The organism is Bacillus sp. mrc49 (assembly GCF_002803435.1).
The window spans coordinates 1-15,318 of record NZ_PHNG01000560.1 but is presented as its reverse complement, the minus strand read 5'-3'; the positions used below and the strand labels follow the sequence as shown (position 1 = coordinate 15,318).

Annotated in this window: 16 protein-coding genes; all 16 read right to left on the bottom strand. The window is 43.0% G+C overall.

From position 1 onward, the window contains the following. Positions 1 to 346, bottom strand: a 346-nt coding sequence (gene nuoB / locus CVN76_RS05815) for an NADH-quinone oxidoreductase subunit NuoB (RefSeq protein WP_157805555.1), incomplete at its 3' end; no start/stop codon positions are given. Next, positions 337 to 711, bottom strand: coding sequence for an NADH-quinone oxidoreductase subunit A (locus CVN76_RS05810; RefSeq protein ID WP_061141274.1), 375 nt, complete (start codon positions 709 to 711; stop codon positions 337 to 339). The genes CVN76_RS05810 and nuoB, both read right to left, overlap by 10 nt. A 336-nt stretch (positions 712 to 1,047) precedes the next feature. After that, entirely contained in the window at positions 1,048 to 1,449 is a 402-nt protein-coding gene (locus CVN76_RS05805; protein ID WP_061141275.1) for a F0F1 ATP synthase subunit epsilon, read from the bottom strand. Between the two features lie 25 nt (positions 1,450 to 1,474). Next, positions 1,475 to 2,872 (bottom strand): F0F1 ATP synthase subunit beta, encoded by a 1,398-nt coding sequence (gene atpD / locus CVN76_RS05800; RefSeq protein ID WP_100530590.1) that lies wholly within the window; start codon positions 2,870 to 2,872, stop codon positions 1,475 to 1,477. 92 nt (positions 2,873 to 2,964) lie between these two features. After that, entirely contained in the window at positions 2,965 to 3,825 is an 861-nt protein-coding gene (locus CVN76_RS05795; protein ID WP_061141277.1) for a F0F1 ATP synthase subunit gamma, read from the bottom strand. A gap of 37 nt (positions 3,826 to 3,862) precedes the next feature. Then, positions 3,863 to 5,371, bottom strand: coding sequence for a F0F1 ATP synthase subunit alpha (gene atpA / locus CVN76_RS05790; protein ID WP_061141278.1), 1,509 nt, complete (start codon positions 5,369 to 5,371; stop codon positions 3,863 to 3,865). Positions 5,372 to 5,395: 24 nt separating this feature from the next. Further along, entirely contained in the window at positions 5,396 to 5,932 is a 537-nt protein-coding gene (locus tag CVN76_RS05785; RefSeq protein ID WP_100530589.1) for a F0F1 ATP synthase subunit delta, read from the bottom strand. Continuing rightward, entirely contained in the window at positions 5,929 to 6,447 is a 519-nt protein-coding gene (gene atpF / locus CVN76_RS05780; RefSeq protein WP_061141804.1) for a F0F1 ATP synthase subunit B, read from the bottom strand. The genes CVN76_RS05785 and atpF overlap by 4 nt, the downstream gene beginning before the upstream one ends. A 152-nt stretch (positions 6,448 to 6,599) precedes the next feature. Then, on the bottom strand, positions 6,600 to 6,824 hold the full coding sequence (gene atpE / locus CVN76_RS05775) for a F0F1 ATP synthase subunit C (protein WP_061141280.1): 225 nt from the start codon (positions 6,822 to 6,824) through the stop codon (positions 6,600 to 6,602). A gap of 74 nt (positions 6,825 to 6,898) precedes the next feature. Next, a complete protein-coding gene (gene atpB, locus CVN76_RS05770) occupies positions 6,899 to 7,615 on the bottom strand; it encodes a F0F1 ATP synthase subunit A (protein WP_061141281.1) in 717 nt (238 codons plus the stop codon). 22 nt (positions 7,616 to 7,637) lie between these two features. Further along, entirely contained in the window at positions 7,638 to 8,006 is a 369-nt protein-coding gene (locus tag CVN76_RS05765; RefSeq protein WP_061141282.1) for an ATP synthase subunit I, read from the bottom strand. A gap of 286 nt (positions 8,007 to 8,292) precedes the next feature. After that, positions 8,293 to 10,530, bottom strand: a complete 2,238-nt coding sequence (locus tag CVN76_RS32070) for a S8 family serine peptidase (protein ID WP_100530588.1) — start codon at positions 10,528 to 10,530, stop codon at positions 8,293 to 8,295. A gap of 307 nt (positions 10,531 to 10,837) precedes the next feature. Continuing rightward, a complete protein-coding gene (gene wecB / locus CVN76_RS05755) occupies positions 10,838 to 11,980 on the bottom strand; it encodes a non-hydrolyzing UDP-N-acetylglucosamine 2-epimerase (protein ID WP_100530587.1) in 1,143 nt (380 codons plus the stop codon). 24 nt (positions 11,981 to 12,004) lie between these two features. After that, positions 12,005 to 12,634, bottom strand: a complete 630-nt coding sequence (gene upp, locus CVN76_RS05750; RefSeq protein WP_061141285.1) for a uracil phosphoribosyltransferase — start codon at positions 12,632 to 12,634, stop codon at positions 12,005 to 12,007. Between the two features lie 219 nt (positions 12,635 to 12,853). Then, the gene (glyA, locus tag CVN76_RS05745) at positions 12,854 to 14,095 is read right to left on the bottom strand and encodes a serine hydroxymethyltransferase (protein WP_061141286.1); all 1,242 of its coding nucleotides are present in this window, start codon (positions 14,093 to 14,095) and stop codon (positions 12,854 to 12,856) included. Between the two features lie 534 nt (positions 14,096 to 14,629). Next, positions 14,630 to 15,223, bottom strand: coding sequence for a TIGR01440 family protein (locus tag CVN76_RS05740; protein WP_100530586.1), 594 nt, complete (start codon positions 15,221 to 15,223; stop codon positions 14,630 to 14,632). Between the last annotated feature and the right edge of the window lie 95 nt (positions 15,224 to 15,318).

Genomic DNA, 15,318 nt, shown 5'->3' with positions numbered 1-15,318 from the left:
CCCCTGCCGTTGCGCAGGAGCCCATGGCAATGACCCATTTAGGTTCTGGCATTTGGTCATATAATCTACTTATGATTGGTGCCATTTTTTTCGTTACCGTACCTGATACGATCATGACATCAGATTGCCGGGGCGACGTCCTGAAAAAAGAACCGAAACGATCCAAATCGTAATGTGAGGAGCCTACACCCATCATTTCGATTGCACAGCATGCTAAACCGAATGTCATTGGCCAGAGGGAGTTGCTTCTAGCCCAGCCTTTAATTTGTTCAAGCGTTGATAAGAAAATGCTTTGGCGCATCTCTTCCATTTCGGCAGGGGTGAGGTCGTCTAATTTCAATTCCATTTCAACACCTTCTTTTTCCAAGCGTAGATTAGTCCTAGCATCAGTATGATGACGAAAAATAGCATTTCAATAAGCGCAAACAATCCTAGCTCATCATAGGCCACTGCCCACGGGTAGAGAAAGACCGTCTCTACATCAAAAATGACGAACATCAATCCGAATAAATAGTATCGAACATTGAATTGGACCCTTGAATCCGAAAAAGGATCGATACCGCTTTCATACGTCGTATATTTCATATCCGTCGGTTTATAAGGCCTAAGCAGCTTGCCAAGAAACAGTGCAATAACAGGTAATAATATCCCGAGACAAAGAAAAACAAATACGATTAAGTAATTATTTTGGTACAAATGCAGCTGTCCCATATTCATCTCCCTTTTATGGATCATTCAAAAGTTAATGGGTACATGTTCAATTTGCTTGTCTTCTTTTTTGTTGGATGCCGTTTTAAATATTTATGCAGGGTAGCAATCTTTTAGAAGCAACGTGGCGAGAGGGGGATGGAAGTAAAAATGTAAGCGTATACATTATACCATCATGACTATCAGATGTCGACGAGTGGAGGATTTATATGGTAAAAAGTTTGTTCCATCATTCGAGGTATTTCAACAGATTTTTGCCTATTACGACCTTCCATGACAAGAAAGAAAAAAACACCTGATTGAACCGGTTGGTTCGATCAGGTGCTTTCACCATATATGTTATCGCATTTCTGCAATTTGGATTCGGTTGATTGCACGTTTAAGCGCTAGATCAGCTCTTTTAACATCATTCGATCCATCATTATTTTGCAATCTTTGTTCTGCACGTGCCTTTGCTGCTTGAGCACGTGTAAGATCGATAGTTTCAGCTCTTTCAGCAGATTGAGCCAAAATGGTTACCACATCAGGGCGGACTTCCAAGAAGCCACCATTTACAGCTACATAGTCTGTGTTGCTTCCATTCTTAAGACGGACAGCACCAATGGTAAGCGGGGCTACGGTTGGAACGTGTCCAGCCATGATTCCCATCTCACCGCTTTTAGCTTTAGTGCTTACCATTTCAACTTCTGCATCATATACTGGGCCATCGGGAGTAACAACATTGACTTTAATGGTCTTCATTTCATTCCCTCCTAGGTCCCTTTAATTAAGCCATTTCTTTTGCTTTAGCAATAACTTCTTCGATGCGGCCAACAAGACGGAACGCATCTTCAGGAAGGGAGTCATATTTTCCAGCTAGGATATCTTTGAATCCTTGGACTGTTTCTTTAACTGGTACGTAAGATCCTTTTTGACCAGTGAATTGTTCAGCCACGTGGAAGTTTTGTGACAAGAAATTTTGAATTCTACGAGCACGGCCAACGATTACTTTTTCGTTTTCGCTTAACTCGTCCATACCCAAGATAGCAATGATATCTTGAAGTTCTTTATATTTCTGTAAAGTCGATTGAACTTGACGAGCCACTTTGTAGTGCTCAGCTCCAACGATTTCAGGGCTAAGAGCACGTGAAGATGACGCCAATGGATCAACCGCAGGGTAGATACCCATTTCAGAAAGTTTACGCTCAAGGTTAGTTGTTGCATCCAAGTGAGCGAAAGTAGTAGCAGGAGCCGGATCCGTATAGTCATCGGCAGGTACATAAATCGCTTGAATGGAAGTAACGGAACCTTTATTCGTTGAAGTGATACGCTCTTGCAGTTGACCCATTTCCGTTGCAAGGGTTGGTTGGTAACCTACCGCAGAAGGCATACGGCCTAGTAGGGCAGAAACCTCGGAACCTGCTTGCGTGAAACGGAAGATGTTATCGATGAAGAAAAGAACGTCTTGTCCTTGTTCGTCACGGAAATATTCAGCCATTGTCAAACCACTTAAAGCAACACGCATACGTGCACCAGGTGGCTCATTCATTTGCCCGAATACCATCGCTGTTTTCTTGATAACACCGGAATCAGTCATCTCGTAGAAAAGGTCATTACCTTCACGAGTACGCTCACCTACACCAGCGAATACGGAGATACCGCCGTGCTCTTGTGCGATGTTATTGATAAGTTCTTGGATAAGTACAGTTTTACCAACACCGGCTCCACCAAAGAGACCGATTTTACCACCTTTGATATAAGGGGCAAGTAAATCTACTACTTTAATACCCGTTTCAAGAATTTCAACTTGTGTTGATAATTCCTCGAAAGTTGGTGCTTGTCTGTGAATCGGATCACGACGCACCTCTGCTGTAAGTGGTTCAAATAAGTCAATGTTTTCCCCTAAAACGTTGAAAACGCGACCTAGAGTAACTTCACCTACAGGCACGGAAATTGGAGCTCCTGTATCAACAGTCTCTGCACCACGGGTTAACCCATCAGTGGAAGACATTGCTACAGTACGAACTGTATTATCACCTAGTTGAAGGGCCACTTCAAGAGTTAGTCCTGTACCAGACGCTGTATTTTCGATTCTTAACGCGTTATAGATCTTAGGAAGTTGTCCGTCTTCGAATCTCACGTCAACAACCGGACCCATAACTTGAGTAACGCGTCCTATATTCATCGTTTTCCCTCCTAACGTTGCTTATAACGACTATCGTATCGATATTATGGAACGGCCAAGCCTAGTCCGGGCTGACCGCCCCTTTAATGATTCTATTCTAAAGCAGCTGCACCGCCGACAATCTCGGTGATTTCTTGAGTGATCGCTGCCTGACGTGCACGGTTATATTGTAATGAAAGTGAGTCAATCAACTCTTTTGCATTATCTGTTGCATTTTTCATTGCAGTCATACGTGCAGAGTGCTCACTCGCTTTACCATCTAACAAAGCACCATAAATCAAACTTTCTGCATACTGAGGCAGTAAAACCTCAAGAATTTCTTCTGCATTCGGTTCAAATTCATAAGTCGTCAATGTTGAATTGGAAGTATCAAAGTCAGATAACGGAAGGATTTGCGTTTCCGTTACTTCCTGCTGGATTGGGCTGACATAATGGTTATAGTACATATAAAGCTCATCACACAGCTCATTCAAATATAAATTCACTGTAGATTTAGCAAGGGAGCTAATGTCAGCGAAAGACGGCTGATCGGGAACTCCAATAACTTCAAGCTCTACGTGCATATTACGGCTGACAAAGAAATCACGGCCAACCCTTCCGATTGCGATAATGACGAACTCATCATTGGATTTATGGCGTTCAAGAATGGTCTTATGAACTTGGCGAAGGATGCTACTATTGTAGGCCCCAGCCAAACCACGGTCCGATGTGATAACCAAGTATCCGGTTTTCTTAACTGGACGTGAAGTAAGCATTGGATGAGAGGCACCCGTACTTCCGTTCGCAATACTGGATACCACTTCTTGAATTTTTTCCATATATGGAACATATGCTTTAGCATTAGCTTCGGCACGGTTCATTTTAGAAGCAGATACCATCTGCATCGCTTTTGTAATTTGACTCGTCTTTTTCGTTGAAGTAATCCGAGACTTAATATCGCGTAAAGAGGCCATTCATTCTCACCACCCTTTAAAAATTAGTTAGACCTTATTATTCAGAAATAACGAAGTTCTTTTTGAACTCGTTAATGGCAGCAACGACAGCAGCGTCTTCAGGAAGACCTTTAGTTGTGCGAATGTGATCTAATAATTCCGGATGAGAACGATCAAGGAACACATAGTATTCTTCTTCAAAACGAAGGATATCCGAAACGGGAATATCATCTAAATGACCTTTAGTCAAAGCATAGAAAATCATGACTTGTTTTTCAACTTTTATCGGTTTGTTTAGATCTTGTTTAAGAACTTCAACTGTACGAGCACCACGGTTAAGTTTTGCTTGTGTTGCAGCATCCAGATCTGAACCGAATTGAGAGAATGCTTCCAATTCACGGTAAGAAGCTAAGTCCAAACGCAATGTACCGGCAACTTTTTTCATCGCTTTAATTTGTGCAGATCCACCAACACGGGATACGGAAAGACCAGCGTTGATCGCAGGGCGAACACCCGAGAAGAACAAATCGGATTGCAAGAAGATTTGTCCATCCGTGATGGAGATAACGTTTGTTGGAATGTAAGCAGAGATATCGCCTGCTTGTGTTTCAACAAACGGAAGTGCAGTGATTGATCCAGCACCTAAAGTGTCGTTCAATTTTGCTGCACGCTCAAGTAAACGGGAGTGCAAGTAGAATACATCCCCTGGGAATGCTTCACGGCCTGGAGGACGACGAAGTAGCAAGGAAAGTTCACGGTATGCAGATGCTTGTTTCGAAAGATCATCATACACGACAAGAACATGCTTACCAGCGAACATGAACTCTTCACCCATAGTCACACCAGCATAAGGAGCTAGGTATAAAAGTGGTGCCGGTTGAGATGCTGATGCAGATACTACGATTGTGTAATCTAATGCACCGTTTTTACGAAGCGTTTCAACTGTTCCACGAACCGTTGATTCCTTTTGTCCGATAGCCACATAGATACAGATCATATCTTGGTCAGCTTGGTTAAGGATTGTATCGATTGCAACGGATGTTTTACCAGTTTGACGGTCACCGATGATTAACTCACGTTGTCCGCGGCCGATTGGAACCAATGCATCAATTGCTTTAATCCCTGTTTGCAGTGGTTCATGAACTGATTTACGGTCCATTACACCAGTTGCAGGGCTTTCGATTGGGCGAGTTTTCGTTGTAGCGATCGGACCAAGACCATCCAATGGTTGTCCAAGCGGATTCACGACACGTCCGATTAATTCTTCTCCTACAGGCACTTCCATGATACGGCCCGTACGGCGTACTTCACTGCCTTCTTTAATGTCTCTGAACGGTCCAAGAATAACAACACCTACGTTATTTTGCTCAAGGTTTTGTGCTAGACCCATTGAACCATTGGAAAATTCTAAGAGCTCCCCAGACATTGCATTATCTAAACCATGAACGCGTGCGATACCATCACCAACCGTGATGACTGTACCCACATCGCTTACTTTAATTTCCGACTGATAGTTTTCAATCTGCTTTTTAATCAGCGCACTGATTTCTTCAGCTTTGATGCTCATGAATTTCACCCCTATCTGTGAATATTAACCTAATAGTTGTTTGCTAAGGCGATCTAACTTACCGCTGATCGTCCCGTCATAAATACGGTTGCCGATTTGGAGCTTCATTCCGCCAATGATCGAGCTGTCCGTAATATTGGTAATGCGTAAATTCCGTTTGCCGATTTTTGCAGCAAAAGCTGAAGACACAGCTTCCGCTTCAGCTTCAGTTAAAGGATTGACTGTATAGACAGTCGCATCCGCAACTGAGTTTTCTTCATTAGCTAGTTCAATGAACTCTTCTGCCATGGGAGCGACTTCAGCTGTGCGATGGCGCTCAACCATTAGCATTACAGTGTTTTGAACGGAAGGTGATATTCCTGCAAAGGCATTTTTCATCACTTCACGTTTTGCATCGCCAGTCATTTTAGGATGAGCCAAGAAATTTAAAAGCTCCTTATCCTTCGTGAAAACTTCATGCACTATGCGAAGTTCTTCTTCAAGTTGGTTAATGAGATTTTGCTCTTTCGCAATTTGGAAAAGAGCTACAGCATAACGTCCTGCTACAGTTATATCGCTCATTTACCTTCTCCTGCCTCTTGAATATATTCATTTATTAATTTTTCTTGATCAGCTTGTGATAGTTCTTTTTCAATCACCTTAGATGCGATCATGACAGATAAAGATGCAACTTGCTCGCGCAATGCGGCAACTGCTTTTTCTCTCTCTTGTACGATTTCACGTTTTGCTGATTCCTTAACACGTTCAGCTTCAGCACGCGCTTGATTAATGATATCTTCGCGTTGAGCCTCACCTTGTTGTTTAGCATTCTCTATAAGTTGTCCCGCTTCTGTGCGAGATTGTTTTACGATTTCACGCTGTTCTTCCAGATACTTCAGCGCTTCTTTTCTACTAACTTCAGCTGCTTCGATTTCGTTTGCGACATGCGCTTCACGTTCTTTCATGATGCCCATCAATGGACCCCATGCAAACTTTTTAAGCAACGCTAACAATACGATAAAGATGAAAAGTTGGTATAAGATATCTCCACCATTAAAATGGCCTGCTTGACCAAGTACAAAATTGCTTGTTAACACGCTCGGTTCACTCCCTTCATGAGATTCACTATTGAAGTTCTGTATTTTCAATTGACAGTATCCTGCCATAATAATTATTCACTTTAACACAGAGCAATGGCGAAGGTTCTCCTTGGATCATCTTCGCCATTATGGAACTCTTTCAAGTTATCTTATTTACCTAAAACAATAAACGCGATAACTACCGCGATGATTGGTAATGCTTCAACTAAAGCGATACCGACGAACATAGTCGTTTGAAGCATACCACGAGCTTCCGGCTGACGAGCCATTCCTTCAATTGTACGTCCAACGATAAGACCGTTACCAATACCCGCACCTAGTGCACCTAATCCAACTGCGATAGCAGCAGCTATAAGACCTAAAGAACCTGTCATGATAAATTTCCTCCTTGAAATGTTGTTTTATTTTTTTTGATCAATATAATGTTCAAAATGAACAATACTTATAATTAATGGTCGTCACTTACTTTATGGGAAAGATAAACCATTGTTAACATAGTGAAAATGAATGCTTGGATGGAGCCGACAAACACACTGAACCCTTCCCAAGCCAACATTGGAATGGCAGCACCAATTGCACCAAATGCGCTGCTTGTGCCTAGACCAGCCAGTAAGGTTAATAGTAACTCACCCGCATAGATATTTCCGTATAGCCGCAATCCAAGAGTTAACGTATTGGCAAGCTCTTCAATAATCTTTAACGGAAACAAGAAACCCATTGGTTGGACGTAAGTTTTTGCATAATTCTTCATACCTCTCATCCTGATACCATAATAATGGGTCAATCCCAATACCATGACTGCCAAGGCTAGAGTTATTGCTGGATCAGATGTAGGTGATTTCCACCAAAGCTCTCCTCCTATTACAACGGAGAAAGGCAATCCTAGCATGTTCGAAACAAATACGTACAATATTAATGTCATTCCCAACATAAGGAACTGACCACCCGTACGCCAATCCATATTGCTGTTGATGATGTTTTTCACAAAATCCATAACCCATTCGATAAAGTTTTGCATTCCTGTTGGCTTCATCGCAAGTTTACGAGTTGCTGTTACAGCAATAATGAAGACGATGAGACTTGCGATAGTCATCATTAGCACATTAGCCAAGTTGAAATGTATTCCAGTCTCCATAAATTCCCACATAGGAGCTTCATGATTCAACAGTATTCACCTCTCTTCTTTACTACCTACGTATGTTTTGTATAAAAAAATCTATCATAATGACAAAATAAACCGTCATTAATCCCACAACCACGCAGACCACTTGAAACTCATAGGGATACTTCAATGCGATAATTGCAGCTAAACCCGCCACAGACATTCTAGTTAAACTACCAAGTGAGCGCGTTTTTTTACCTTCCGCTACTTCTTGGGCAAACTTTTTGTTTTTTTTGACCATGGACCAAAAAATAAACAGGCTGAAGGCAGTACCAAGCAACAATCCTTGGAAGACTGAATCATATGATGTGAATGCCACCCCAATCACATAAATACCCATTAGATACAGCATGTATTTCAGCTGCCTATTGAACATTTTTTCCAATTCTAGCATTTTATCATGTAATCTCCCTAGAAATATTGTAGATCTGTGGGTTAGCAAGGTAAATTTGCCCGTAATAAGTCCAAATAGAAAGTCGATAAAGCACTCCTATTTGTCACGTTATTGACGTATGAAACCCCTCTCATTCTACATCCTTTGTTAGCATACAATAGGCTAGAATCAATGTCAATGAGTGGTTAGTGAAATTTGTCACAGGTTTGTAATTATTAACGAAACGTTCACAAATTATCTTTTTTATGCTATTGACATCCGATTTATTTTACATATTGTCTTATGTTCACTCGATATGTAACGTCTTTTCCATCCGATCTTCCCTTCCATTCCGCCTTGCAAAGATAATTGCTTTATACACTCCTTTAGGTGGCAAGTTCTTCCTCAGGACATTCTTTTTGATCAAACCAGAAGGTGCTGGCTTCGACCAATCCAGATATCCTGCAAATTTCAAGCTATCTTCCTCATAAAGGGCAATCCCGAATTCGTCAGCCCCCCTCGGAAGGTACATTTCGTAACGATATGTTCCAGCCTGATCCCCTTGTCCAAAATCAAAACCCATCACCCTCGGATAATCAGGTTCTTCTTTCACATATAAATAGGGAAGGGAAATTCTTTTCGTTCCTTCCATTATAAGAAGGTAGCCATCGAAGACTCCCTTTTCCAAATCAGCCGGGTTTACCTGAAGCCCCACTTTCAGCCTTTTCTTCTCCTTCGGCTTCAAGGCAAGGGTTTTCGGCAGCTCCCAAGTGAGCCCCTTCTCCTTTAGTGGTACTTTAAACGAATAGTTCCTCGTCTTCGTTCCCGTATTTTCAATCAATATTGTTTCATGATGCTCTTCAATCCCACCCTTTTTCGTATACATCCCAAATGATAATGAGCTTGGATTCAAGAGCGTGTCCGCCTTTAAGGCTTCATCGATCTGGATGCGTCCCGCCCCTTGTTCATATGTGTGATAAAATTCGCCGGCAGTTTTCCTCAATGGCTTGGATGTGCTCATCAATGCCGATTTCACTTGATCGGGAGTCCAATCCGGATGCTTTTGCAAAATCAACGCGCACGCTCCTGCCACATGCGGAGCTGACATGCTGGTTCCGTCGAGGGACATATATCCATTAGGAATGGTGCTTTCAATTTCGACTCCAGGCGCCAAAACGTCCGGCTTTATTCCCCACGATACTGTCACCGGACCTCTTGAACTAAAATCAGCGAGCCGATCTTGTTCGTTTTTATATAAGAAGCGAACGATTTTACTGTGTTCTTGCTCCATGACTTTCTTAAGGCGCAACCCGTCTCTTCTATTAATAGAAGCTACTGGGATATTCATTTCTTTTTCCAGGCTTCCTGTAAAGGTCCCGCCAGTATTATTATAGATAATTACTCCCTTGGCACCCGCCTTCGCCGCATTGGATGCCTTCTGCTGGAAAGTGAGTATCCCGCGCTCCAGCAACACAATCTTATCCCGGGCATGCTTCAGGTCTTTTTCATCTCCAAGACCGCCGTACATCACCTCTTCGGAAAACGCCAGATTCCATTTCCTCGACCCTTGAAATGAATGCAAGCGCGTATGATGCTTTTTCGAACCTAGGCCGTAAACCATGAACGGAACCTTTAAAGGAGGAGTGGAGGCTCCGACGGAAATCGCTTTTTCCGAAGTTCCTGGAGAACCGACAGTCCATACCTCCGGACCGGAGTTTCCATTCGAAGTCACGGCTACGATGCCGCTTTCGACCGCCTTATTCAACGCAAGCGATATCGGTAAATCCGGACCATTAACATTATTGCCGAGCGATAGGTTCAATACATCCATCTCATCCTTCATTGCCGACTCGATAGCCGTCAAAACTTGCTCAGTATCCCCAGCACCACCTGGACCCAACGCCCGATATGCATAAATCTCCGCTTCCGGGGCTACACCCTTCAGTTTTCCATTGGCAGCTATGATACCTGCAACGTGCGTTCCATGTAATGTATCCAGCTCACCCTGTTTTTTAGTTTCCATCGGATCTCCATCACCATCAACCAGATCCTTCCCTCCCCGATAAGCCCGTTGTAAATCCGGATGTGTATAATCAATCCCTGTGTCGATCACCCCAACTTTGACTCCTTTTCCGGTGATTCGATGGTTCTCCTCATCAAGGAAAGCTCTCACTCTCTCTCCTCCTATGTATGGGACACTTTCATCCAAGACAGCATGATACGTGGAAACCTCCGTAACCGCCTGGATATCATTATCCTTTTTAAGCCGTTCGATCTCATTGAGGCTCCCCCGTAACGAAAAACCGTTAAGCGCAACCGAATAAACCGTCCGTAACTGGAGAGTTGGATATTTTCCAAGCAATTCACTGATTTTTTTTCGCTCAATAGCTTGATCCATCGTGACAACGACCGTCACTATTTTAGATTCGGATAACTTGGGCAGCGGCGGCAAAATGATGGATGCCACTCCCTTTTCATATGAATAAGTAAATAATAGAAGAAATACAGTTATATATATGAACAATTTCTTTTTCAGCTTCAACATAATCATCCCCTTAGCTGTTAGCTTTTCTCAACAACCTTGGAGTATGCAAAAAAAAAGGAAAAGCATTATCGCTTTTCCTTTCCCTTTTTCTATTTCCCAGCCCCATTCTTGAATGTGAAGCAATCACCGGCAATATAGCTGACCTATGCAAGTAACTCATGATGCTCCCCAGTGAAACGAAACGCGCTCTTCATTTTCACACAAAGTGGAATGCAACGGAAAAGTCCAACCATCTAAACGAAAAAAACTGCAGACAAATCGAGTTTGTCTGCAGTTTGAAAGGAAGAACGGCTAACCTTTTCCTTCATTATGAATCAAATCTAGTTGGCGGTACATCCACTTGCTTGAAATAGTAACGGATCGCTTCCGCTATACGAGCTGAAGCATTCCCATCCCCATACGGATTCGAAGCCGTGGACATTTTTTCATGTTCTTCTTCGTTCGTCAGTAATTCATGTGCCATATTGAAGACCATCTGTTCATCAGTGCCCGCCAATTTTAACGTACCAGCCAATATCCCTTCAGGACGTTCAGTCGTATCCCTTAAAACAAGGACAGGTACACCAAGTGACGGCGCTTCTTCTTGGATTCCTCCAGAGTCGGTCATGATCAAATAGGCCCTTGAAGCGAAGTTATGAAAATCCAATACATCCAATGGCTCGATTAAATGAACCCGGGATTCCTCTCCGAGAATTTCATTTGCCAGTTCCTGAACAAGTGGATTTAAATGGACTGGGTAAACGACTTGAATGTCATCATGCTCGGCAATGAGTCTCTTGACAGCCCTGAAGATATTCCGCATCGGCTCCCCTAGGTTTTCGCGGCGATGAGCAGTCAGTAAAATGAGCTTGTCTTCTCCCAATCCAGTTAAAACGGGGTGGCTGTACGAGGACCGTACCGTCGTTCTTAACGCATCAGTCGCCGTATTCCCCGTCACGAAGATATTGTCCTTCTTGTTTTCGTTCAACAGATTCGCTTCCGCTTTTGAAGTCGGAGCAAAATGCAAATCCGCCATCGTCCCGGTAAGTTGGCGATTCATCTCTTCCGGGTATGGGGAGTATTTATTCCAAGTGCGCAACCCCGCTTCTACATGGCCAATGACGACCTGATTGTAAAAGGCAGCCAGGCTGGCGACAAACGTTGTAGTCGTATCACCATGGACAAGGACGATATCAGGCTCGGCTTCCTTCATGATGGAATCAAGACCGTTTAATGCCCTGGTTGTGATATCGGCAAGTGTTTGCCTATCCTTCATTATGTTCAGGTCATAATCAGGCTGGATCGAGAATAATTCAAGAACTTGATCTAACATTTGACGATGTTGAGCCGTAACGGCAACGATCGGCTTGAAATGTTCTGGGTGTTTTTGGAATTCCAAAACTAACGGAGCCATTTTGACGGCTTCCGGTCTCGTACCGAAAATTGTCATGACCTTTATCGGTTTGTTCATTCGTTACACCTCAGTTTCCATCCATTATTTTGTGCCGAATAAACGATCTCCCGCGTCTCCCAGACCTGGAACGATATAACCATGTTCATTCAGCTTCTCATCAAGTCCTGCAATATAGATATCCACATCAGGATGAGCTTCTTTTAATGCATCCACACCTTCTGGAGCTGCAATCAGGCACATGAATTTAATATTGACCGCACCGCGCTTTTTAATGGAGTGGATCGCTTCGATGGCAGAACCGCCGGTAGCCAGCATTGGATCAACGACGATACATTCCCTCTCAGCCAAATCACTTGGCATTTTCGCATAATATTCGACAGGTTTCAATGTTTCCGGATCACGGTATAGACCGACATGTCCGACCTTAGCAGCAGGAATCAATTTAATGATTCCGTCCACCATCCCAATGCCCGCACGCAAGATTGGAACGATCCCCACTTTTTTACCTGAGAGCATTTTCACTTTCGCTGTGCTCACCGGTGTTTGGATTTCCACCTCTTCAAGCGGCATATCCCTTGTGATTTCAAACGCCATCAATGAAGCCACTTCATCAACTAGTTCGCGGAATTCTTTTGTTCCTGTATTTATATCGCGTATATAGGCTAATTTGTGTTGAATTAACGGGTGATCGAAAACAAAAACTTTTCCCATTTGGCATCTCTCCAATTCCATTGCTTAATTTTGCTCTTTTTATGATTTCCCTATTTGAATAGAAAAATTTTCGTGCCTTTAAATTCACTTCAACCTATTTTACAGAAAAAAGGTTCAATCTTCAATAAAGGTTTAGATGTCAGACCTATTTTCACAATTCAGATTCTTCAATTATAATCCGCAGAAAAAACCACTCCTAAAAAAGGAGCGGCTCGGATATTACAATGAAGGATATAATTCGAACTTACTCGTTAACGATTCCACACGTTGTTTCGCTTCTTCAAGTTTAGCCTCATCTTCATTATTCTTCAGAACAAGTCCGATGATCGATGCTATTTCATCCATATCTTCCAAACCGAAGCCACGCGATGTCACAGCAGCGGTACCGATACGAATACCACTCGTTACGAATGGTTTTTCCGGATCATAAGGAATTGCATTTTTGTTAACCGTAATTCCGATTTCATCAAGAACGTGCTCAGCGATTTTTCCAGTCAATCCTGTAGAGCGTACATCAAGAAGAATCAAGTGATTGTCCGTCCCATCAGAAACAAGGGTGAACCCTTCCTTTTTCAAACCTTCGCCCAAGCGTTTGGCGTTATCGATGATTTGCTGTGCATACACTTTGAAATCTTCTTGAAGCGCTTCGCCGAATGCAACAGCTTTAGCGGAGATTACATGCATCAATGGCCCGCCTTGAATACCCGGGAAAATTGATTTATCGATTTTCTTGCCAAACTCTTCTTTACAAATGATCATCCCACCGCGTGGTCCGCGAAGTGTTTTGTGAGTTGTTGTCGTTACGAAATCAGCATAAGGGATCGGACTTTGATGCAATCCTGCAGCAACAAGACCTGCGATATGGGCCATATCCACCATCAAATATGCTCCAACTTCATCTGCAATCTCGCGGAATCGCTTGAAATCAATTTCTCGTGGATACGCGCTCGCACCTGCGACGATCATTTTTGGTTTGTGCTGACGTGCTTTTTCCAATACATCATTATAATCGATACGGTGATCTTTTTCGTCTACACCATATTCAACGAAATTATAATTGACACCACTGAAGTTTACCGGGCTGCCATGTGTTAAATGTCCCCCATGAGAAAGGTTCATGCCAAGCACCGTGTCGCCTGTTTGAAGTACCGTGAAGTATACCGCCATATTGGCTTGAGCCCCAGAGTGTGGCTGTACGTTCACATACTCTCCGCCGAAAATCTCTTTTGCACGATCACGGGCTAGGTCTTCAACGATATCGACATACTCACAACCGCCATAATAACGTTTTCCAGGATAACCTTCTGCATATTTATTGGTTAGGACCGATCCTTGAGCTTCCATGACCGCTTCACTCACGAAGTTTTCAGAAGCAATAAGCTCGATCTTACTCCTTTGACGCCCTAATTCCAGTTGAATTGCGTTAAACACTTGCTCATCTTGCTTGGCTAAACGATTCATTCCGTAATTCCTCCTCAAAATGTGCGTGATTCGCTTTTTAGTATTTATGTGCAACATGTCTTCATAAAGACATGAAAAAGCCTGTCCCATAATTATTAGAAAATTCTACTCCATTTTAACATGTCTATTTTAGAAGTGATAGTGTAATTTTATCGAACGTTAAATGTTTTTACATTTGTAAATGTTCGTATTTAACTTATTATTTTTGTATAATACTTCATTTAACCTAGGTTCACAAGCTAAAATGACTTCCACCCCCCCTGAAATACAGTTCCCTTCCATTTATGACGATTTAAAAATGGCATGGCTTGATGGAACTTGTCTACAGTCAGGCGCTGTCCGTTTCAAGAAGCATTGCAGATATTATCCTTTAAACGTCACTTTCCGCTCGGATCAGGACTATCAGAGGATGACTTCATTTCTTGTGCAGGCCATCCAAATCGTCAAAAAGGGTTCCGGAATGAGACCTCCGAAACCCTGCTTATACACTGAACATGCCTCATACGAGACCAGGCGTGCGTGCCAACCGTCTACTCAATGACAACTCTTGTTGACGGAAATGTCCTGATAGACGGCCCGCTCCCCGCCGATAAGTTTGGGGCGGGTTTTTGCCATGGTCACATGTGCGTGCCCTATTTCCTTGATGGCAGATCGAAGCGGAACGGCCACATGCTTTAAATGCATGCCAATGAAGGTATCCCCAATATCTATGCCCGCTTCCGCTTTAATATGCTCCACGACTACGGCATCTTTCCATTGTTGATAGGCGTATGTAGCCATTGATCCGCCTGCCGTCCTGACCGGTATGACGGACACTTCTTCATACCCTCTTCGCACAGCCGTTTCCCTTTGCAAGACCAAGGCCCGATTAAGATGCTCGCAACATTGATAGGCCACTTGGACACCGGTTTTTTCTTGAAAATCGCTCACAACGGAAAAAATCATCCCGGCAACATCGAGCGTTCCTTCCGTGCCGATCCGTTTTCCCATCACTTCACTTGTACTGCAGCCAATGACCAACAGTTGTTTCTCTTTCAAGGCCGCCTCTTCTTGAAACTCATGCAAAAGTTCCCGAAACTGGTTTTCCCATCTCTCAAGTTCATTTGAAATTTTAGCTCCACTTGACATGAAAACGCATCCTTTCAATAAGAAAACTTGCTATCCGAAGAAAAGTCAAATCAATGCATATCCTTTTCAAGGATTTACGCTTCAGCTATGTTTTC